Source organism: Candidatus Limimorpha sp. (genome assembly GCF_056203535.1).
Genome location: NZ_JBADWU010000031.1, coordinates 1 through 22344, shown reverse-complemented (window position 1 = coordinate 22344; position 22344 = coordinate 1). Strand labels below are relative to the sequence as shown.

General features: G+C 45.0%; 20 protein-coding genes and 1 pseudogene. 14 read left to right on the top strand and 7 right to left on the bottom strand.

Going from position 1 to position 22344, the window contains the following annotated elements; all coding sequences use genetic code 11:
* Positions 1–166 precede the first annotated feature (166 nt).
* Both AC06MN_RS03530 and AC06MN_RS03525 read right to left on the bottom strand, forming a co-directional pair.
* Positions 167–796, bottom strand: a complete 630-nt coding sequence (locus AC06MN_RS03530; protein WP_475670973.1) for a hypothetical protein — start codon at positions 794–796, stop codon at positions 167–169.
* Positions 797–807: 11 nt separating this feature from the next.
* Complete coding sequence (locus tag AC06MN_RS03525; protein ID WP_475670972.1) at positions 808–1542, bottom strand: hypothetical protein; 735 nt, start codon at positions 1540–1542, stop codon at positions 808–810.
* Between the two features lie 78 nt (positions 1543–1620).
* On the opposite strand from AC06MN_RS03525, the gene AC06MN_RS03520 reads away from it, so the two are divergent.
* Positions 1621–1881: a hypothetical protein gene (locus AC06MN_RS03520; protein WP_475670971.1), complete on the top strand. Its 261-nt coding sequence runs from the start codon at positions 1621–1623 to the stop codon at positions 1879–1881.
* Positions 1882–2657: 776 nt separating this feature from the next.
* Here the strand turns inward: AC06MN_RS03520 and AC06MN_RS03515 are convergent.
* Positions 2658–4283, bottom strand: a complete 1626-nt coding sequence (locus AC06MN_RS03515; RefSeq protein ID WP_475670970.1) for a T9SS type A sorting domain-containing protein — start codon at positions 4281–4283, stop codon at positions 2658–2660.
* A gap of 68 nt (positions 4284–4351) precedes the next feature.
* On the opposite strand from AC06MN_RS03515, the gene pnuC reads away from it, so the two are divergent.
* The 4 genes from pnuC to AC06MN_RS03495 all read left to right on the top strand — a co-directional run bounded on the left by pnuC (position 4352) and on the right by AC06MN_RS03495 (position 9382).
* Entirely contained in the window at positions 4352–5089 is a 738-nt protein-coding gene (gene pnuC, locus AC06MN_RS03510) for a nicotinamide riboside transporter PnuC (protein ID WP_475670969.1), read from the top strand.
* 143 nt (positions 5090–5232) lie between these two features.
* Entirely contained in the window at positions 5233–5496 is a 264-nt protein-coding gene (locus AC06MN_RS03505; RefSeq protein WP_475670968.1) for a putative signal transducing protein, read from the top strand.
* 233 nt (positions 5497–5729) lie between these two features.
* Positions 5730–6911, top strand: a complete 1182-nt coding sequence (locus tag AC06MN_RS03500; RefSeq protein WP_475670967.1) for a hypothetical protein — start codon at positions 5730–5732, stop codon at positions 6909–6911.
* A gap of 284 nt (positions 6912–7195) precedes the next feature.
* Positions 7196–9382 (top strand): tetratricopeptide repeat protein, encoded by a 2187-nt coding sequence (locus AC06MN_RS03495; RefSeq protein ID WP_475670966.1) that lies wholly within the window; start codon positions 7196–7198, stop codon positions 9380–9382.
* Positions 9383–10201: 819 nt separating this feature from the next.
* On the opposite strand, the gene trxA is transcribed toward AC06MN_RS03495, so the two are convergent.
* Together trxA and mazG are read right to left on the bottom strand one after the other, a co-directional pair.
* Complete coding sequence (trxA, locus tag AC06MN_RS03490; RefSeq protein ID WP_475670965.1) at positions 10202–10534, bottom strand: thioredoxin; 333 nt, start codon at positions 10532–10534, stop codon at positions 10202–10204.
* Between the two features lie 349 nt (positions 10535–10883).
* Positions 10884–11714, bottom strand: a complete 831-nt coding sequence (gene mazG / locus AC06MN_RS03485) for a nucleoside triphosphate pyrophosphohydrolase (protein ID WP_475670964.1) — start codon at positions 11712–11714, stop codon at positions 10884–10886.
* 95 nt (positions 11715–11809) lie between these two features.
* Here mazG and AC06MN_RS03480 point away from each other — a divergent pair, with 95 nt between their 5' ends.
* From AC06MN_RS03480 to AC06MN_RS03440, 9 genes are all read left to right on the top strand, one after another.
* Positions 11810–13045, top strand: coding sequence for an acyloxyacyl hydrolase (locus AC06MN_RS03480; RefSeq protein WP_475670963.1), 1236 nt, complete (start codon positions 11810–11812; stop codon positions 13043–13045).
* Complete coding sequence (locus tag AC06MN_RS03475; RefSeq protein WP_475670962.1) at positions 13005–13799, top strand: head GIN domain-containing protein; 795 nt, start codon at positions 13005–13007, stop codon at positions 13797–13799. Before AC06MN_RS03480 ends, AC06MN_RS03475 begins: the two co-directional genes overlap by 41 nt.
* Positions 13800–14098: 299 nt before the next feature.
* Entirely contained in the window at positions 14099–14800 is a 702-nt protein-coding gene (gene radC, locus AC06MN_RS03470; protein ID WP_475670961.1) for a RadC family protein, read from the top strand.
* A gap of 19 nt (positions 14801–14819) precedes the next feature.
* On the top strand, positions 14820–15968 hold the full coding sequence (gene wecB, locus AC06MN_RS03465) for a non-hydrolyzing UDP-N-acetylglucosamine 2-epimerase (protein ID WP_475670960.1): 1149 nt from the start codon (positions 14820–14822) through the stop codon (positions 15966–15968).
* Positions 15969–15978: 10 nt separating this feature from the next.
* A complete protein-coding gene (locus AC06MN_RS03460; RefSeq protein WP_475670959.1) occupies positions 15979–18003 on the top strand; it encodes a T9SS type A sorting domain-containing protein in 2025 nt (674 codons plus the stop codon).
* A 108-nt stretch (positions 18004–18111) separates the two neighbouring features.
* Positions 18112–18465 carry a 30S ribosomal protein S6 gene (gene rpsF, locus AC06MN_RS03455; protein WP_475670958.1) on the top strand — a complete coding sequence of 118 codons (354 nt, stop codon included), beginning with the start codon at positions 18112–18114 and terminating at the stop codon, positions 18463–18465.
* Positions 18466–18491: 26 nt separating this feature from the next.
* Complete coding sequence (rpsR, locus tag AC06MN_RS03450; protein ID WP_475670957.1) at positions 18492–18767, top strand: 30S ribosomal protein S18; 276 nt, start codon at positions 18492–18494, stop codon at positions 18765–18767.
* Positions 18768–18782: 15 nt separating this feature from the next.
* Positions 18783–19232: a 50S ribosomal protein L9 gene (gene rplI, locus AC06MN_RS03445; protein WP_475670956.1), complete on the top strand. Its 450-nt coding sequence runs from the start codon at positions 18783–18785 to the stop codon at positions 19230–19232.
* Positions 19233–19454: 222 nt separating this feature from the next.
* The gene (locus AC06MN_RS03440; protein WP_475670955.1) at positions 19455–20192 is read left to right on the top strand and encodes a TrmH family RNA methyltransferase; all 738 of its coding nucleotides are present in this window, start codon (positions 19455–19457) and stop codon (positions 20190–20192) included.
* A 243-nt stretch (positions 20193–20435) separates the two neighbouring features.
* On the opposite strand, the gene metK is transcribed toward AC06MN_RS03440, so the two are convergent.
* Together metK and AC06MN_RS03430 are read right to left on the bottom strand one after the other, a co-directional pair.
* Positions 20436–21725: a methionine adenosyltransferase gene (gene metK, locus AC06MN_RS03435; protein ID WP_475670954.1), complete on the bottom strand. Its 1290-nt coding sequence runs from the start codon at positions 21723–21725 to the stop codon at positions 20436–20438.
* A 366-nt stretch (positions 21726–22091) separates the two neighbouring features.
* Positions 22092–22344: pseudogene (locus AC06MN_RS03430) on the bottom strand (IS5/IS1182 family transposase); the annotation flags it as partial.

Here is a 22344-nt window from a genome sequence, read left to right as displayed (position 1 = left end):
AGGATGGTCCTTGCCGGCATCTTGCCGGACTTTACAATCTTGGTAAGTTGCTTGCGCTCCGTTGCAGACAGACTTACCTCGTACTTCTGGATAGGCATAATCGTATCGTGTTGTATGTGACGCGGCAAAGATACGATTATTCTTTGTTTTATGCAATATTTAGATATTACAAAGTACTACACCAATTTTCATAATACATTGCGTCTCTCCTCATTCCGGACAGCACCAAACTATCAATGTCGCGGTCATCGGGATATCGACCTGCGATCTCATAAAACCGTTCATGATACGAACTATCTGACATCATTGAATAATATCCTTCGTATGAATATTCAAGACACTTTATTGGGAAATAATGTTTGAAGCCATTATAATTATCAAGATTGACACTGTGAATAATCTTAAAATCTTCCGCCTTATATGGCTGTCTTGTACGTAAATCAGGCTGTGTCTTGATAATCCTATCCTCGATAAGCGTGATTTTTACAAATGGTAATACAATACTATTGTGTTTTTTAAAATAATCCATTTTAATTCGTGAAACACGCTCTTCATCTTGGCGAATCACCAAAAAGAGGTCTTTATAATCAATTCTGTTATCCATACGCATGATTACGATTCCATCAGACCAGGCCGTACTACTATGCAAAACAGAATCGTTTTGATAGTAATAAATGGTTTTCTCCATCGGATTGCCGTCTAACGAACACAATCTGAATGTTTGCATCCTCAATTCCTGAGACCAAGAAGTTGCGATAAAAAAGAGCATAACAATGAAAGCAATAATTTTTTTCATAGGATTTACTTTTAATAGGACAAACTAAAACGCACCATTTGCTTTACTTCAATCTCGCTCCACTTTATAGTAGTATAGAGATTGTTGACTTTGTTTTGTGTGTTGATGACAGACAATGTAAAATCGCTAGCCCCTTCATAACCTTCAACACCAACAATTACCAAAGAATGCCCATTACACAACTTGCCGCCACAATCCTCCCAAGTCCATAAAATTAGAGGGTTTCCTTTAGCCATAGACTGAGCTATTTCTATCAAACCATAATCATTGGCATTATAGACATTGTAATCCATATTTTCAGCAAGACTGTTGTAAAACGCATGAGCATTGGCATCTGTATTTACATTTAGCCCAGCAAGAGCCTTTTGAGACCTTCCTTCACTACCAAGCAAATAATTCTCAACTATTTCCAAGTCCGCATATTTACACATCATTTCATATTTCTTTGCGGAATTTCGCGACACATCTAAATCCCCTAATTGCCTAATTGCCTTCACTCTTTCTGCTTCTTTGAGTGATGCTTTTATCAACTTTCCCCCTCCTTCCGCCACCAGATGCATGGCATGGTTCAGCCCTGAGGAGATAAGCCCGTTGCACACGCCGTCCAAGAAGTCGCCGTCGGCCATGCTGGAGGCGACACCGCCCGAAAGGCCGCCTGCGGCTATAGTGGTGGTTATGCGCCAAGGCTCTGCCAACGGCAACCATGAAATGCTTAAAACGTAAGTTATGTTCGGCTCATTGCTCATGCCTTGCTCTTTTCCAGTGCGCTAAATTAGGAAGTTTTTTGTTTTGTGGGACATAAATCTTTCACAAATTTATCATAAATGCGTTACTTACCTTGGTACGCTTTCAGCCTTCCAACCAAAAGGCGGCGGCCTTTTGGTGAAAAGCACGCCGCCTTTTACCCAAAAGCCCGCCTGCTTTTTGAAAAAGCAGGCGGGCTTTTAAAATTTGCCGCTCGTGCTTTTTTCAAAAGCTGGCGGCCTTTTCGGTTTACGCTTCCGAGTGGCTTATTTCAGCTTCTCGTACTTGAGCATGGTGACAATGATGCGTACTCCATGCATAACGTTTTTCCATCCATTTAACACTTAACATTTCAGAGCATCAGCAAAGCCAAAAATGATTTCTCCAGTTAGAGAAAAAAATCGAAGTCATGGAATACGCGAAGCGGATTCCTATTCGTGAGATTCGTGGTCGAAAAAAAAATCCAGTGTTTGTTGTTGACCGCGAATCAGGCAAATCAAGCGAATGTGGCCTTGCCAACGCAAGCCCTTGCCTGCCGGACGCTGATAAGACATACCACGAATTACACGAATCAGCACGAATGGGCCTTGCTGACGCAAAGCCCTGCCGGACACTGACCGTTAATCTCGTAGACCCTCGACGAAGTCATTGAATACGCGAAACGTATTCCTATTCGTGAAATTCGTAAGATTCGTGGTCGAAAAAAAAGGAAACTCAGTGTCTGTTATTGACCGCGAATCGGGCAAATCAAGCGAATGTGACCTTGCCGGCGCAAGCCCTTGCCTGCCGGACGCTGACCGTTAATCTCGTAGACCCTCGACGAAGTCATGGAATACGCTTCGCGTATTCCTATTCGTGAAATTCGTGAGATTCGTGGTCGAAAAAAAAAAAATCCAGTGTTTGTTGTTGACCGCGAATCAAGCAAATCAAGCGAATGTGGCCTTGCCAACGCAAGCCCTTGCCTGCCGGATGCAGGACGATAATATATGATTGCCATACAAAATCTGCATTTCAACTCAAGATTCAATACAGTTTACCAAGCAGACCATCTACACACAAAAAGGACCGACCCGAAAAGCAGGTCAGTCCTTTTGTTTTCAAGCAATGTGTCGCCGTCTTACAGCACCACAACCTTCTTGGTAAATTCGCGGGCACCGTTCAAGGCCTTCACGAAGTAGACGCCTTTTTCGTTGGCGCTCAGGTCGATTTCGCCTTGCGATTCGATTTGGCTCTGCTTGACGCAACGGCCTGTCATGTCATAAACATTGACATTCCATGAGCCTTCGCCCAAATCGATGGTGAAGATGCCCTTTGAAGGATTCGGGTAAATGTCAAGACCTTGGCTTTCAATCTCTCCGACATTCAGGAAGCCATTGCAATAGACCTCGCCGGCAAGTTCGGTCGTGAAAGCACCCTGATTACCGCCACCTTTAAACAGAACCTGGTTGTCGCTGCCTTTGATTTGGAAGAAACCGCCGTCCCAGCCCAAGCCTTCTGCATCGAGGGCAGCGATACGGTAGCACGAAGCGTTTGGAAGAACCACTTCGAAAGTATAGGCATGGTTGGATTGGTCAAAGGTAAAGGTTTCGAACACTTCGCCCGTCGTCATGTCGGTAATGACCATCGACTCGCTCTCAGGCGTGCGGCCCGATTTCACCTGAATCTTCATGTAGCCGTCCATTTCAGGCGCAGCAGTCAAGGCTACATGGCCAAAGTTGTCAGCCATAAACTCATCATCATGACCGTTAGGCATGTCTATGCTGAAATCCAGCTGTTCACCATTGTAAGAAACAAAATCAACCATCTGGACATCAACAGATTCGCCCTGAGGCAAAGAACCAAACCAACCCTGTTCTCCCTCAAAAGTGCCAGCTGTCACTTTTATAAGAAACGATGTAACCGTCTCCCTGCCAAAATTTTTCACGGTAACTACCGGATGTTGCTCGCCAGAGCAATTCTGTACGGTAACGACATCTATGCCTTTCAACGCCAAGTCATAATCAAGGTCTAAAGCCGTCGACATGCGCACGGCTTGATACACTTCCTTGTTGCCGTTGTAATTCTGCACCCATGCCGTCAGGTAGCAGTCTTCCTTTGGATAATTCAACTCGAAAGTCTCGCTGATGGTCATGCTCGGGCCAGTGAAAACGGTTCCCGTCTGCGTGGGAATCATGTCGCGGCAAACGTGGTGCAAGCCTTGCATACCCTGCCAAGCGACATCGATGTTGCACTGCGTGAGGGCGATGAAGACACGCACATTCGTAGCATCACATTCGCCCACCTGATTGACCGTGCAGTTCACGCGGCAAAGACCGTTTTCAGCAGGTTCCATGCTCAAGTCGATGGTGAAAGGACTTGTCTGATTGATGCGCTGGTTGTAACGGCTCAAGTATGCGGAATAGTTGCTTTCAGAAGCACCGCCACCACCTGAATGGGAAAGAAGCCCATCCGTCTTTAAGGTAGGATAACCGGTTATGCCGTAATAACTTGCACGAGCTTCCGTCTCGTTGGAGTAGTACTCGGGATTGGAAAAAGCACTGGTGTGGTAAGCCACAGGCGCAATGGCCTTGCCTTCCTCGAGCAGTTGGGCGATGCCGTTGGCGGCAGCCGGACAATAGGGGCAGCGAACCCCGGTGAAGACTTCAAAAAGCACACATTCGCGTGCCACGTTATCCTTTGTCTGAGCCGTTGCAAAGTTGGCAAACAGCAAAGGAAGAATCAGTAAAAACATTGACTTTTTCATTGTAAATAGATTTGGTGATGCAAAAGTACGATTTTTTACTATTTTTGCAGAAACAAATTTAATCAGAAATGCAAAAACTAAAAACATTACTTCACGAAGAGCTTTCGGGTTGGAAGCCTTTCGACATTATTTGGCTGGTGTTTGTATGTCTCACAATCACATTGCTTTCGGTTTTCTTCAAATTCGACTCAGCCGACAAGTATTATTGGACAAGAATCGTTGCCTCAGCCTGCGGCATCATTAATGTAGTTTTAGGCGGAAAAGGCAAGTTGTCGAACTATGTATTTGGGTTTATCCATTGTGTGTTAATGATTTACATCACTTTCGACACAAAGCTTTATGCCGACATGAGCGTGACCATATACAATTTCATCATGCAATTTGTCGGGTTCTTCACTTGGTCGAAAAACATGAGCAAGGAAACGCACGAAGTGAAGAAAGTTCACATGAGCAAGCAAACGCGCTGGCTTTACCTGGCCATCATCGTAATCGGAACGGTTGCGGTCGGGTTCATCATGCGCCAAACCGGCGACAAGGCTCCTTTTGCCGATGCAGCCAAGGCCGTCATGCAAATCCTTGCCATGGTGATGATGGTGCGCATGTTCAGCGAACAGTGGTGGATTTGGATTGCCATCAATGTCATCAGCATCTTCATGTATGTCAAAGTCGAGTTTTTCACCCCCGATGGAGGAAGAGGCAACCTGCCCATTATATTAATGTATATAGTGTATTTCGTCAACTCCATCATCATGTGCATCAAATGGGAAAAGGAAGCCCGTCAAAACGACAAACAAATTAAGATTTAAGAATTTAAGATTCAATAATTTAAAGATTTAAATTCTAAGATTTGTGGCAACAAAAACAAATAAACAATTATCGATATACGACAAGATCAACGGGCGGCAACAGTTCAACAAATAAACAATTCAACAAATAAACAAATAACAACATGGACGACAAAATCACTGAAGTTTTCATGGGCAACGCCGTTGAAGCGGAGTTCATAGCCAAAGTATTGGAAGACAACAACATCGAATACCTCATCCGCGACCTTGAGAGAGAGAGCCGCATTGCAGGTTGGGTGGCTGACATCATCCCTCTGGAGACCTGCAAAGTGTTCGTCTTCGAGAAAGACTACGACCGCGCCATGGCCTTGCTGAAGGAAATCGAGAACGCTCCTTTCGATGAGAGCGAGATGGAAACGGAGAATTAATTGGACTGCTGGCTTTTAGCCTCTGGCGACTGGCTCAACGAATCATTAATTGGGCTGCTGGCTTTTGGCCTTTGGCAACTGGCTCAACGAATAATAATTAATAAGGTATCACCTAAATATAATAATCCAACAAGTCAACCGCCAGTACCGCTACGGCGCAAGCCCAACCCACGGCGAAGCCAAGCCAGGAGCCAATAGCCGACTGCCAATAGCCATTAGGAACAAAAAAAATCATGAACATTTCGGAAGTAAAGACAAAGAAAGACGAACAGCAATGGCTCGATTTTCCGGCCAAACTTTATAAGGACGACCCGCATTATGTACGTCCTATGGATTCGGAAATTCGGAACATCTTCAACCCAATGAAAAACAAGTTATTCCGTCACGGCGAGGCCTGCCGTTGGCTGCTTTTTGATGAGGGAAAAATCATCGGACGCATTGCCGCCTTCTACGACCAAAAGACTTCCGATACCTACGCCCGCGAGGAAAACGGGCAGCCCACTGGCGGCTGCGGTTTCTTCGACTGCATCGACAATCAAGATGCTGCCAACATGCTGTTTGACACGGCCAGACAATGGTTGCAACAACGCGGCTTGGAAGCCATGGATGGCCCCGTCAACTTCGGCGACCGCGATTATTTCTGGGGTTGCCTGATTGAAGGCTTCACCGCCCCAGTCTACAATATGCCCTACAACCATCCTTACTACGGCCAACTCTTTGAAAACTACGGATTTCAGGTTTTCTTCCGTCAACTTACTTTAGGTATGGGCGTAACAAATGAAAACGTGAGTCCTGTGATTTATGAGAAATACGAGCGTCTGATGCGTACCCCAGGCTATACTTTCGAAATTGTTGACAAGAAGAACCTCTACAAATACGCCGATGACTTCATGACCATCTACAACGAGGCTTGGGGCGTCATTCCAGGCGTGGCAAAAATAACGCGGCAACACGCACACGCCATGCTCGACCAGCTGAAACCTATCCTCGACCCGCGCCTCATGCACTTCGCTTATTTCAATGGTGAACCAGTCGCCTTTTTCCTCAACATGCCCGACATCAATCAGGCATACAAAGGACTGAATGGCAAAGACCATATAATCAATAAATTGCGCATACTTTGGAGGGTGAAAGTGACCCACCGCTGCAACCGCGCCATTTCCTTGGCTTTTGGCGTGGTGCCGAAGCACAGAGTGAAAGGTTTGGAAGCCGCATTGGTCTATTCGTTTGAGCAACAGGCCTTAAAGGAAGATTTCCCCTACAATGACCTGCAATTCAACTGGATTGGCGATTTCAATCCGCCTATGATCAAGCTCGCCAAGAGCGTTGGCGCCGAAATCATCAAGACACACGCCACCTACCGCTATCTTTTCGACCGAGAAAAACCCTTCACCCGCGCAAAACTACAGAAATAAGGAATTTTTTGTTTGGCAAACCATGCATAATAGAATTTTTCTATTTTTGCAAGCAAAATAATCAAATCGGTTGTGTCTTGGAAGCAATGAAAGCAATAGGAAGTTTCGTAATAAGTCTGTTGGCAAATATTTCAACAGATATTGGAAAGGAAATATTTAAAAGAATTTTTCCAACAAATGTAAATGATGAAATTGAAAAAGCTTACAAAAATGCGTTGGATAAATGGTGTCAGAAAGAGGGAGGCAGAGATAAAGAAGCGTTGAAATCAAAAGAATATCTTGCCATGTTACAAGCTGTTTTTGAGGACAAAGAGAAGCTAAACGATTTGCCTGAAAGCACCAAGGAACTGCTGACGTTTTTTGAAAATGAACTTAGTAATAATGACATCACTCGTTATTGGTTAGAAAGTACGCAGCATCAAGCCATAGTAAATGCCATAATGAAGGCCATAATGGATTTGCATAATGACTTAGATTCCAACAAAAACGAAATCAAAGACATAGATTTCAAGGTTGACAAAATTCTGGCGATATTACGCCAAAATAATCTTATCCCTTCTCATTTCCTTACCATTCCGCCTGCAAATGCCGATGAACACACCGTCATTTGCAGGGAAAAAGAATTGAAAGATCTTGAGGATAAACTCAAAACCAACAAGGCTTTACTATTGAATGGCTTTGGCGGCATTGGCAAAAGTTCGCTTGCGCGTCTGCTTTTCCATAAAATTCATAAGCAATATGACGAGGTGGCCTGGATTCCTTACAACAAAAATCTAATGCAGAGTTTTTCAGCCTTCAACTTCAAAACATGGAATGACTGTAAAACTGACAAAGACCGCGAGTACGCTATCATGCAATTAATGAATGATGGCAAAAAAAAGCTCTTTGTAATTGATAACGTTGACCATATAGTTGACCATGATAAACAAGACTCATTGGCGGACACCCTCCTCGGAAACATTACAGGCTGGTCTGACACCACCCTTATCCTGACTTCAAGATTAGATGAAATTGAAAATTATACGACCGTTCCGATTACAAACTTGAATGAAGAAGCCTGCATAGAAGTCTTCTACCTTTATCACAAAGAGGATACAGAGCATTTGCAAAAAGAAGTTGTCCGGAATTTGGTGAACTTGGTGGGGTGCCACACCTTTGCCGTGGAACTGATAGCCAAAGGTGCCAAACGCCGCAATTTGGAAGATTACTACACGCAACTGAAAAACAAAGGTATAGGATTTGACATTCAGCGAAAATTCAAAACAAGCCGTAATGCAGGGCAAGAATTGAACATTGCCGAACATCTGAAAAAACTTTTCGATATGCAGCAGCGCAGCGATGAAGAAAAGCACATTCTAAACGACTTTGCCGTTCTGCCAACAAGCTACAGCTATACGGCAGAAGAAATAAAAACATGGCTAGGCTACGACGACACCCAGTTGGACAACTTAGTTAATGACGGCTGGTTATCCTTTAGCAACAATTCTTTTTCCATGCACAGCTTGGTGAAAGAAGTGGTGCGTTTGGATTATGTGGACAGCAAAGCCCCCAAAGGCACGGCAAACCATTTCCTTGATTTAGTGAGCGATTTCAAAAACGGCTATTTCGACAAAAAAGAAGTCTATTCTTCCACACAGCGCAAAATTGCAATCTTGCAGTCTGTTTTGGATGCTATTGAAAATGAGAAAACGGAATTGTTTGCGGATGTCTATCATAATTTAGGTTATGCTTTGAAAGGACAGGCTTTCTATCAGGAGGCTCTTGAATATTATGAAAAGGCTCTTGAAATCGTTGAAAAAGTCCTTGGCAAGGAACACCCTTACACCGCCACGACCTACAACAACATCGCGGGCGTGTATAAAGCCCAAGGCAATTACGACGAGGCATTGGAATTCTACCGTAAGGATCTTGAAATCAGTGAAAAAGTCCTTGGCAAGGAACACCCTGACACCGCCACGACCTACAACAACATCGCGTGCGTGTATGAAGACCAAGGCAATTACGACGAGGCATTGGAATTCTACCGCAAGGCTCTCAAAATCTGTGAAAAAGTCCTTGGCTTAGAACACCCTTCCACCGCCACGACATACAACAACATCGCGGGCGTGTATAAAGCCCAAGGCAATTACGGCGAGGCATTGGAATTCTACCGCAAGGCTCTCAAAATCCGTGAAAAAGTCCTTGGCTTAGAACACCCTTCCACCGCCACGACATACAACAACATCGCGGGCGTGTATAAAGCCCAAGGCAATTACGACAAGGCATTGGAATATTGCCTGAAGGCATTCAAAGTGTATCTTGACAAATTCGGAATGAAGAATCCTAACACTTCAAAAATCTTTATAAACATGAAAAGCGCTTATAGCGATTCTGGAAAAGAAACAGAAACATTTTGGTCATGGCTTTTGCCGCTGTTAGACGAAAAGCAAAGGGCGGCTGTGTTGGAATGGGCTCAAAATCATAAAGATTGAGGCTTGGCTTTACTGAGTAAGGTGTACTATCACAAGTCAATGTTTTCAGGGGTAATGCAGTTTCACAATCTGGAATATAATTGACGTTTAATTGACGATAATTGTCTTCCAATAGTATACTATTCTTGCTTTTTTCCCTTTTTTTCCAAGACAATTTACGTCAATTTTGGTCAATTATGCGGCGAAGCCGCTTCAATTCGAGTAATTAACGTTTATAGTTCATATTCGACATGTTCAATTGGTTAGGGTTGTCTTCCAACAATCCGTATCACTATCCTATGAATCAATGTAATTTCAACCTTAGGAATCGCGAAATAATATTGAAAATCAACTATTTAATAAAAAGGCTGTAATAAAATATATGACTGATTTTTTTATTTTTTGGGGAAAACGACACAAACGCCATACTTACAAGCATTTATACAAACGACACAAATAACGCCGTTGATTTACTTCTTATCTTCTTTTGTCTTGCCACAAAAGAAGCAAAAAGTCAAGGGCAGGACAATCGGTCCAACCCACAGTCTGCCTAAGAACTTGATTTTCAAACATCATGTCATAAACGCAGATATTTGAAAATCAAGTCCTTAGTCAGACTTTTTTGCGGACGCTGCCCCGCCGTCCTGCCCGACCAGCCGCACCCACCCCGAACTAGCCTTCAACACTTCAGTCTGGACAATCTTTAGAAAGATGGTGAAAAACATGGCATCAACGAAATCAATAAAAAATCAGTCTTTTATTAAACTATAGCCAATAAAAATTATTAAAAAGTGTCAAAGCCAGGAGTCCCATTCATCTGTAAAAGTTGTGTAAGGATCATCATTTCTTCAGCAGTTCGAGCAACTCGTCGCGCTGCGAGAGTCCCGTCTTTCGCCAAATCACATTTCCGTTGCGGAAAAGCACCAAAGTCGGAATGGAATAGACCTTCTGTTTCAGTGCAATCTCCTGGTTTTCATCCACATCGATTTTCACAATCTTGATTCTTCCCTTGAAGTTCTTCACCAAGCCCTCCAAAATCTTCGATTGCATCCGGCAAGGGCCGCACCATTGTGCCGAGAAATCAATAAGAACTGGCTGTTTGCTGTTTATCAGCGCGTTAAATGTCGTTTTCATATCGTTTTGGTTTTTGGTTACAAATTGATAACAAAACAACAGCCATTTTGTTTTAGTGAGAATTAAAAAATAACCTGTAACGATAATAGTTGTTTTTTCGCTTCGCTAAACGCTAATTTTCGTAAATGAATCATAAATTATGAAAAGTTATAATTATATGTATATCATTTAATTCACATTGATTTTTGAATAATTTGCGGCGATTTGTGTTCAACAGGAAATCAATGGCTAATGTTTAGATGTGTTACAACTTATTTTTTTAGCGTTACTTATACGGCGTTACTCTTTTTTCATTCATTCAACTTGCTTCGACAAGCTCAGCAAGCGTATCCCAATGTTTCGACAAACTCAACAACCGACAACAATTAAACAAATAAACATCAAACAATTAAACACCAACAACTTCCTTCGCCTCGTTCCAGAAAGCTTTCATTTCATCCTTCGTAAGATTCTGGATTCCAGTATTTTTTTCACGAGCTTTCTGTTCAACATGATTAATCCGCCGGCGAAATTTCCGATTGGTCTTATCCAAAGCATCCTCCGCATTCAAGCCATGCATTCGGCCAAAATTTATCAAGGCGAAAAGCAAGTCACCGAATTCGTTTTCTATGTTTTCAGTCGTCAGTTTTCGGTCATCAGTTTTCGGTTCTTCACCCTTCGGGTTCAGAACCTCGTTTTTTGTTTTCAGTTCTTCGAAAAACTCAAGTTTTTCTTCTTCCACCTTTTGCCAGGCATCAATTGCATCGCTCCATTCAAAACCCACGCCTGCGGCTTTCTGCTGCATACGATAAGCCTTCAGCAAAGCCGGCAAGCCCTCGGGCACGCCACCCAAGACACTACGGTTGTGCTCTTTCTCCAATTTGATTTTCTCCCAATTTTGCGACACTTGTTCAGCATTCTCAACACGCTCATTGCCAAAAATATGCGGATGGCGGACAATCATTTTCTCTGAAATTCCATCCAAAACATCAGCAATGTCGAATGCTCCTTTTTCATCCGCTATTTTCGAGTATAAGGCAATGTGAAGCATCAAGTCGCCCAATTCCTTTTTCACCTCCTTGAGGTCGCTGGCGAGAATGGCCTCGCTCAGTTCGTAAGTCTCCTCAATAGTCAAATGGCGTATGCTCTCGATGGTCTGGATGCTATCCCAAGGACACTTCGTCCTCACTTCGTCAACAATATTGAGCAACCGCTCAAAAGCTTGTAGTCTTTTGTCCATAACTTTCAATTTTGAGCCACAAAAGTAGTGATTTTTGGACTAAGCCGAACCAACATCAAAACCAATTCGACCTATTTTTGTATCTTTGCCGCCCAATGAAAGCAATGCTCCGACATATCAGCCTTACCACAGTGTTTTTCCTTGCATCGGTTTTATGCGTCAAGCCATCTTCTGCCCAGACAAACGGCAAGAATTACGAAATCGAAGCAAGGGCGCATTTCGGATACACTTACTTTCAAAACGACGAATATCATTCAGCCTTAGGCCGTTACAACGCCCATATACCTTCATTCGAATTCTCTCTTCGCCGAAACACTTACGGGCAACACCGCTGGGAAGTGGTTCACAACTACCCTTCCATCGGCTTCACATTCTATTATTCGAATTTCGGCAACAAGCCCGTAATGAAGGAGTTGGGACAGGTTTTCGCCCTCTACCCTTTCATCAATTTTCCCATCATTCCTGACGAAGACCACAAGCTGGGCTTTAAATTAGGTGTCGGCCTGTCGTATCTCACCAACAAATTCGACCCGAAGGAAAACTACCACAACTACGCCATCGGATCGCATGTCAATGCGGCCATCAACCTTTCCTTTGAATACCGGCAGCGCGTCACCGACCGTTTGCACTGGGTGACATCTTTCGGACTGACGCATTTTTCGAACGGCTCCACCATGACGCCAAACATGGGCATCAATATTTTCAGCCTTGCGACAGGATTCTCCTGGTACCTGAAAAAGCCACAGGAACTCATCGACAAAAAGTTGCGCCCAAAAGTGTACCTCTTTGAATTTGACGGGAAAAGGCGTTTCGTCACCGACATTCAATACACGCTTGGCTACAAGGACATGACACAGCAATACGGTATGCACAGTTTCTATTATGTCCACGATTTGGCCGCCAATTTCATGTTCCAGCTCAGCGAAAGAGACCGGCTGGGTGTTGGCCTCGAATTCGTCAAAGACAATTCCGGCAAAGTGCTTCATCCCGACTGGGACAAGGAATACCATTTCATGAAACTCGGATTCTTAGTCTCATACGAAATGATGCTCGACCGCGTCAGCTTCATGTTCAACGCAGGCCGACGCATCGACGATTTCCATTTCATTGACAAAAACATTCCCAACGAAAGCGGCCTTTTCCTCCGATTCTACGAGAAGCTCGCCGTCCGTTACTATTTCTACGACAACCTGTTCGCCACACTCGCCTTCACCACTTACGACATCAAGGCCGATTTCATCAGTTTTGGCATCGGCTATCATTTCAATCACAATTATTACCTCCCGAAACATGAAAAGAAAAGCCATCGCTCTCCTATTTTTCCTCGTTAGCCTGATGATGTTTTCGTGCAGCAAGACCGGCAGCATCTTTTCGAACGGCAAACCTGTTACCGAAACCCGTAATCTGGATTCGTGTTTCAATTCGATTTGCATGTTTAACAACGTCAATGTCGAGTTAATCCACAGCGACCATCCTCACATCGAACTCACCTGTCCCGAAAACCTGATTGACAAGATTACGACCACTATTGAAGACAATACTCTTTTCATCAAGAACGAAAACAATTTCAACTGGTTGCGAAGCTATGACTACGAATGCAACATGACGGTTTTCTACGACAGCATCGGCCAAATAGAATATGCTTCCAACGGCAAACTGACGGCAAGAGATTCGTTGAAAGGGCTTGCCGTTTTCGAAACAATTGAAGACATTGAGGGAAACGACTCCCTGACAGCAAAGAACATGACCTTCGTACTCAATATCGTCGAAGGCAGCGGCGATATAGATTTGACATTCAATTGCAACATCCTGAAAAGCAGTTTCTCCAACAGTACCGCAACTGTAATGCTAAAAGGAGAGGCCGGTTACGCCGAACATGTTTTAAACAGTTACGGAAAGCTCGATGCCAGAAATCTGAACTCCAACCTGGTCACAGTTCAATCGAATAGCACCAACGATGCCTTTGTTTGGGCAAGAACCCGATTAACAACGGAAATCAACAGCATCGGCAACGTGTATTACAAAGGCAATCCGTACATTGAGAAGCGCATCAACGGCGACGGCAATGTTTTTCCGATAGAATAATTGAAACCCTCCCAATGCAATGAGATCATAAGTGCTTGTTCAAATTTAGTTTACATTTTGAATTTAGGGTTATGGGGTATTTGGACGCTTTGACATTTGAACATTTAGACTCTTAGACATTTGGACGCTTTGAGTACTTGTACAATTTACTGACTGACAACTGAAAACTGAAAACCGATAACCAATTCATATTGCAGTTTAATTTTGACCATTTACTTAATTAATGACAATTTGCGCTGACGCACCTTACTTTTTTACTAATTTTACCGCTCGAAACGAAAACAACACCCACAAAGCACATGACAGATATTTCCGAAAAGAAATCCATCAAGAACTGGGCGGCTGACGACCGGCCAAGAGAAAAAATGATGGCCAAAGGCAAGGCCGCCTTGAGCAATGCCGAACTCATAGCCATCCTCATCGGTTCGGGCAACAGCACCATGTCGGCGGTTGAGTTGGCGCGCGAAATTCTCGACAGCGTCGACAACAACCTCATCAACCTCTCAAACCTCAGCTTAGACGAACTGATGACCCACCGAGGCATTGGCGAAGCCAAAGCCATCAGCATTGCCGCCGCTTTGGAACTCGGCAAACGTCGCCGTGGCGCAGAAGCCACACTCAAAAGCACTGTCAACAAGTCGGCAGATGCTTACGAATATTTTCTACCATACATCGAAGATTTCGGCCAGGAGCATTTTCTCATCATGTATCTCAACCGAAGCAACCAGGTGTTGAAAATTGAGTGCATCAGCACCGGCGGCATCACCAACACCATAGTCGACCCGAAAATCATTTTCAAGAAAGCCCTGACACTCAACGCAACAGCCATCGTGCTTTGCCACAACCACCCTTCGGGAAATCCCAAGCCAAGCGCCGAAGACTTTGCCCTCACACGCAAGCTGCGCGCCTGCGGAAAACTGCTCGACATCGACGTAGTGGATCACATCATCATCGGTTTCGAACAATATTACAGTTTCGCCGAAAACGGAACATTGGAATAATCGCAACAAATTGGAAAACATGAAGATAGTTACAGTAATCGGAGCGCGTCCCCAAATTATTAAAGCTGCCGCATTAAGCCGCGCCATTAAAAACCGTTTTGCAGGCCAAATCACGGAAATCATCGTCCACACGGGACAACACTACGACGAAAACATGTCACAAGTCTTTTTCGATGAATTGGGCATTCCGCATCCCGACTACAACCTGCACGTCGGTTCAGCCTCACATGGCGTGCAGACCGCCCGCATGACCGAAGGCATCGAGGAAATCCTTGTCAAGGAAAAGCCTGATTACATTGTCCTTTACGGCGACACCAATTCCACTTTGGCCGGTGCCGTTGCCGCTGCAAAAATCCACGTTCCGATTGTCCATATCGAGGCCGGGCTCCGCTCTTTCAACAAAAGTATGCCCGAGGAAATCAACCGAATCGTTTGCGACCACTGCTCCACCCTACTCTTCTCACCCACTTTGACGGGCTACGAAAACCTGAAGCGCGAAGGCTTCCCAATGGACAATGCTGGTCCCTACACCATCGACAATCCGAAAGTCTACCATTGCGGCGACATCATGTACGACAACAGCCTGTATTTCTCCACTTTATCCGCCGAGAAAACCGATATCATCCAGCGTTTAGGATTAAGCGGCAAGCCGTTTGTGCTTTCGACCATACACCGCGACAGCAACACCGATCAGCCGCAACGCCTGACCGCCATTTTCGAATCAATCATTGAAGTGTCAAAAGAGGTTACGGTCGTGCTTCCGTTGCACCCAAGAACTGCTAAATTACTGAAAACCAATCTCAGCGCAGAGAATCAGGAAAGACTTTTCAACTCCGAAAACATCAAGCTGATACCGCCTGTTTCTTTCCTCGAAATGATTGAACTGGAGCGCAACGCCATGCTCATCATGACCGACTCGGGCGGCGTACAGAAAGAATCCTATTTCTTCAAGAAGCCCTGCATCATCTTGCGTCCTGAAACTGAATGGGTTGAAATCGTGAAGACTGGAAATTCTATCCTCGTGGATGCTGATTCAGACCGCATCTTGAATGCCTGGGAGCATTTTAAGGCTCGTCCTTCCACCGAATTTCCACCTATCTTTGGTGATGGCCATGCTGCCGAGTTTATGCTCGAGCAAATGTGTATGACAGCCGCAAATGATTTTTAAAATAATCAACATGAAGAAACTTATTTATTCTCTTCTGATTTCCCTTTCAATTTTTTTCCCAAGCATACTTAATGCCCAATGGCAATTGATGGACGGCCCGATGGGCGGCTGTGTCAGGAGCATCCTTTGTACCGACAGCCTCTATTATGCAGCCACGAGTGGTGGCGTCTTGGTGAGTAGCGACCATGGCGGCACTTGGGAGTTCCGTAACAATGGACTTACTTCGTGCGATACAAAGAGCCTTGCGGAATGCAATGACACGATTTTTCTTTCTACTGATGAGAATGTGTTCCGCACCACCGATGGTGGCCTTCATTGGGAAGCCGATCCATACCTGCATAACCATTATATCAAGCATGTCGATGTCCACAATGGACAACTTTATGCGGCCTCCTACATTCAAGGCGTATATCAGTCAACCCAAGGAACACAGGGCGAATACAAATCGGACGCTTTTCCTGTAGATGTGCGTTACCCCTATTTCATTGCACACAACGAAAGCACCATATTCATTGCCACTTACCTTCGTGGCATCTATCGTTCGTATGACAATGGAACTACCTGGGAATCATGCAACAATGGTTTGGGCAGCACTGATATCATGGCAGTCTATTGCCATGATGACCGTGTCTTCGCAGCCATCTTAGGCAATGGCGTCTTTATCTCCGATAACGATGGTGACTCCTGGACGCGTTGCACCCTCAATTCGCAAGTGAAAGGTTTCGCTCACGATGACCAAGCGCTTTATGCTGTATCGTTTGACGAAGGTGTCTATGCTTCGTTCGACAATGGTGACAGCTGGATCCCGTGGAGTACGGGTCTCGCTGCCGACGCCCCTTTGTGCATTGCTGCCGATGGCGAGTATATCTTTGTCGGCGACTCACAAGGTCGGGTGTATCGCGGCAAAAGTGATGGGAGTGGCTGGTCATGCGTGAGCAACCAACCGTTCTATGCCTCTGTCGGAAATATCGGCATTAGCGGGAATCGCGTGTTGGCTGCCTCTCATGGATCTAATCTTTACTATACCGATAATGGTCATTCCTGGATTCAAAAAGGTGTTGGAACGGTTGAGATTCGCGGCATGATGGTGGAAGACAACGTCGTGTTTATTGGTACTGACATGTTGGGCAGTTTTCTTTCCACCAATGGTGGCAATTCATTCAGTAATGCTGGCGCTGGTCTGCCTGAAAATCATTGGCTGCAAAGGATGGTGCGTTGCGGCGACCGCATCGCCGTTGGGAGCAAAGATAGAATGTTTGTTTCCTTCGGCATTGGCCAGACTTGGTATGTGCCTACTTGCTTGCCACTTGAGATTGATGTCGTTGACATCGATTGGGATGGCGCGAATATGTACCATGTTTCGTATGACGGTGTGGCACGATATAGTGCCGAATTGGGTTCCAATTGGCAAGTCTTCAACAGCCCTTTCCAAAATGTCAACTATACTGCCTTGCGCTGCCATAATGACGCCATCTACCTTGGCACGCGTGGACATGGACTTCATGTCACCAACGATATGGGGACAAACTGGAGCAATATTCAGGCCTTGCCATCCGATGCCACCATACGCCGTATCACTGTTTCCGATACCATCATTGCTGTGGGTTGCGAAGATGGTTCCATCTTTCTCAAATACGACCATTGCGGTGAGTGGCAGCAGATGGAAAACATACCTGTTGAAGGGCCAATTCTCGACATTTGTATCAATGGCAATCGCATTTACGCTTCGCCTATGGCTGGTGGCGTGTGGTACTCCGAACTGCCGACAGCCCCGGATGGCATCAGCGAAGATAGCGAACCTGTGCTGAGTATTGCTCCTAATCCAACAGCGGATGTCATCAACCTCACAATTGATGAGTCGTTGCAAAATGCGGAGGTTTACTTGTACGACATTCAGGGAAGAAAGTGCATCACGACACCTGTTGAGAGGGGCACCTGCCAATTATCTACGCAAGAAATTCCTTCAGGAATCTATTTTGTGAAACTGGTCGGCGGCGACACAATTGCCATCCAAAAAGTCGTCGTACAACATTAATTGACATTTTTTTCATAAACTATTGTGAATTAAGAAAAAAGTCGTATTTTTGCACTCGCTAATAAAGCACGAACAACAATAAATTAAATTATTAACTATCAAGTAATTATGAATCAGTACGAAACCGTTTTCATTGTAACTCCCGTTTTATCTGATGACCAGATGAAGGAAGCGGTGAAGAAGTTCGAAGATCAGCTGACCGCAGCAGGCGCTGAATTCGTTCATCAAGAGAACTGGGGCATGCGCAAACTCGCTTACCCAATCCAGAAAAAATCAACAGGCTTTTACCAATTGTTTGAATTCAAAGCCGAAGGTAATGTCATTGCCGATTTCGAAACAGAACTGAAGCGCGACGAACGCATTCTCCGTTTCCTCACCGTGAAACTCGACAAGCACGCTATCGCTTACAACGAAAAGAGACGCCAGAAAGCCGCCGACAAAGCTGCTGAAGCTCAGGCCTAATGTTGAACAATTAAACAGATAAAGAAATGGCACAAGTTAATAACAACAACGATATCAAATATTTGACTCCTATTGCAGTCGATACCAAGAAGAAAAAATACTGCCGCTTCAAGAAGAACCGCATCAAGTACATCGATTACAAAGACGCTGATTTCTTGCTGAAGTTTGTGAACGAACAAGGTAAGATTTTGCCACGCCGTATCACCGGTACATCAACAAAATATCAAAGAAAAGTCGCTCAGGCCATCAAGCGTGCCCGTCACCTTGCCCTGATGCCATTCGTAGCTGACTGTTTGAAATAATAAGGAGGAAAAGTAATGGATATCATTCTGAAACAAGACGTCAACAACTTAGGATACAAGAACGACATCGTGACCGTTAAGCCTGGTTACGCTCGTAACTTTTTAATCCCTCAAGGTATGGCTATTCTGGCCACCGAAAGAAACCGCAAAATCTTGGCCGAAGAAATGCGCCAGCAGGCTCATAAGGAAGAAAAGGTCAGAAACGAAGCTCAGGAAAAGGCTAACATCATCAATGGCCTGAAGCTCCGCGTTCCTGCCAAGGCTTCTGAAACCGGCAAGATCTACGGCTCAGTCAACAACGTGCAGATTGCCAACGCCATCAAGGAAGCTTGCAACCTCGACATCGACCGCAAGCAGATCGTCCTCAGCGACGACACCGTGAAGGAAATCGGCAGCTACAAAGCCAAAGTGAAACTCCACAAGGACGTTCAGGCTGAAGTTGAATTTGAAGTTTACGCTGAATAAGCATAACATCATAACAACAGAGAAGGCTGTCTCGCTGAGGCAGCCTTTCTTTTTCGTTTTTTCCGTCTCACAAAACACACAAAACAAAGACAAAACTTTTTCTTTTATTCAGGGAAGCAAGCCAACCGGCATGCTTCCAACGTCAAGCGGTTGCATGCCGTTTCATACACAAAGTAGGTTTTGTACAAAGTTTTGAAAGTTTTGTGATAAAACATCAAAGAAATGATCACCAAGAACACCATAAAGTCAGTCGCAGCACTCAGGCAACAGAAATACCGCAAGGAACAGGAACTTTTCGTAGTGGAAGGCCGGAAGATGGTCAACGAACTGATTGAGAGCGACTTTGAAATCACTCATCTCTTCGCCACGGAAAAGTATTGTGCCGAGAACGAGATTCATTCCGACAAAGTGGAAATCGCCACCGAGGTCCAGATGGAACAGATGAGCGGACAAGACACCGCTCCAGGCATCCTCGCCATTGTGCGCCAGCCCAAGGCAAAGGCAATTGACTCAAAAGCAACTTTGGTGTTAGCCTTGGATGGCATCAGCAATCCGGGCAACATGGGCACCATTATCCGCACCGCCGACTGGTTCGGCATCCGCAACATTGTGTGTAGTGAAGATTGTGTGGAGATTTGGAATCCCAAAGTAATTCAGGCCACCATGGGTTCCATTTTCAGGATGAACATCGTTGAAACCGATTTGGAGACTTACCTCACCCAAAGCAAGAACCAAGGCAAAGCCATTTACGGTGCCTTACTGAACGGCGAAAACCTTTTCAAAAGACAAGGCAAAACCGAAGGCATCGTTGTCATCGGCAGCGAATCGCACGGCATCAGGCCGAACATCCTGCCACTCATCACCCACCCTGTCACCATTCCACGCGCCGAAGGCAGCATGACCGAATCGCTGAATGCATCGGTAGCGGCGGCTATCATTATGGCTTGGATGATGGAATGACGATAATGGGATATTCTTTGAAAGTCACTGGGAAATGATGGGAGTGAACCATACAGAATGATTTGGACAATTAATCAAGCTGCCATTTTGAATGGGAACAAAACTTCAGGAATACAAGGCATCAGTATACCTCGTATTCCTGCATTCCCTTAACCTCGATATTTCGTGTTCAATATGTAAATTAATTGTGCTTTCCTGCTTAATGAGAACCTGGCCTTCAGCACTTCAGCATATACACAAACCTTACCCGACAAATTCTTTCTTGAAAGCCTCAATCAAATCGAGTTTCTCCCAGGCAAAAAATTCAACATTCTTGAAAATCTTGCCATCTCTCTTGAAGGTATCCTTGTCTTCATAAAAGACTTCCACTTCGCGTGTTTCGGGCTGACGGCCAAAATGTCCGTAGGAAGCGGTCTCTTCAAAAATCGGGTTGGTGAGGCCGAAACGCTTGACGATAGCGTATGGACGCAAATCGACGATTTGCTTGATGCGTTCCGCTATTTCGGTGTCGCTGAGGACTTTGCCATTGCTGCCCTTAACGTGTGCCGTATTTTCCGTGTTGATATAGAAACCAACTGGTTTGGCAACGCCGATAGCGTAGGCAATCTGAACCAAAGCCTGGTCGCAAATGCCGGCTGCCACAAGGTTCTTGGCAATGTGACGGGCTGCGTAAGCTGCTGAACGGTCGACTTTTGAGGAGTCTTTTCCTGAGAAAGCACCGCCGCCGTGAGCGCCGCGTCCACCGTAGGTGTCGACAATGATTTTGCGGCCAGTGAGACCTGAATCACCGTGAGGACCACCAATGACGAATTTTCCGGTCGGGTTGACGAAGAGCTTCATGTCATCACCGAAAAGTTTGCGCAAACGAGACGGCAACTGACGTTTCACTCTTGGAATCAAGATGTTGCGGACATCGTCTTCGATTTTTTTCAACATGATTTCATCATGGGCAAACTCGTCGTGTTGCGTTGAAATGACGATGGTGTCGATGCGCAGCGGTTTCCAACCTTCGCCATATTCCACGGTGACTTGTGATTTTGCATCGGGACGCAGATATTTCATCTGACGGCCTTCGCGACGAATTGCGGCAAGTTCGCGCAGCAGACGGTGGGAGAGGTCGATGGTGAGCGGCATGTAGTTTTCGGTTTCCTTGCATGCGAAGCCGAACATCATGCCTTGGTCGCCGGCTCCCTGCTCTTCAGGATTTTTGCGCTCAACGCCTTGGTTGATGTCGTTCGATTGTCCGTGAAGTGCCGAAAGCACGCCGCACGACTGTGAATCAAACTGGTATTCCGACTTGTTGTAGCCGATTTTCTTGATGACACGACGCGCAATGTCTTGAATTTCAACGTATGCGTTTGTCTTGATTTCGCCGGCAACAACGACAAGACCAGTCGTGACTAAGGTTTCGCAAGCCACTTTTGAGCTTGCATCGTAACGCAGGATTTCGTCCAGAACGGCATCCGAAATCTGGTCGCAGATTTTGTCCGGATGACCTTCAGAAACTGATTCTGATGTGAAATAATAACCCATAACAAATTGTTTAACTGTTGATTAAAAATTTGCGGAAGGTTTGTGAGATTGAAATGTGAGAAAAAACATTGTTTTAGCATTTTTTCTTGTGGTTGCAATCAAATCAAATCTTTCCACGTGAATTGTGCTGCAAAAATACGGCTTTTTCGTGAATTGGCAAGGTCATTCGCTAAATTATTTAGGGGACTTCTATTTTTAACATTTTCGCGCTATCCCTCTGAACTTCGTGAAGTCCGTTAGCCAAAATTCAAAGTGAACAACGCGGCAAATATCTGAATTTTTCTTCTATTTTCTAACTTTTCATCATTATTTTATGGTGTGTGAGGGTTGAGTGGTAAATCATTACATATCAATATATTATACAAACTAATTCATTCCTAATCGTACTATTTGCTCATATCGGCACACGTTGTAAACCAGGTTTGTCAAGGTGTTTCTGGCGGCATTCCGCGCGAAGCCGATGACGCGGCTGAACATCCCGTGCAGGTTCAGCTCGCAGTACCCGAACACATGCTCCACACGCACCCTCGTCTTGGAATTCTTCCGGTTGACCGTTTCCTGCTTCTTGCTGAGCTTCTTACCTCTCACGCTGCGCTTGATGACGCGGTCCTTCATCTGG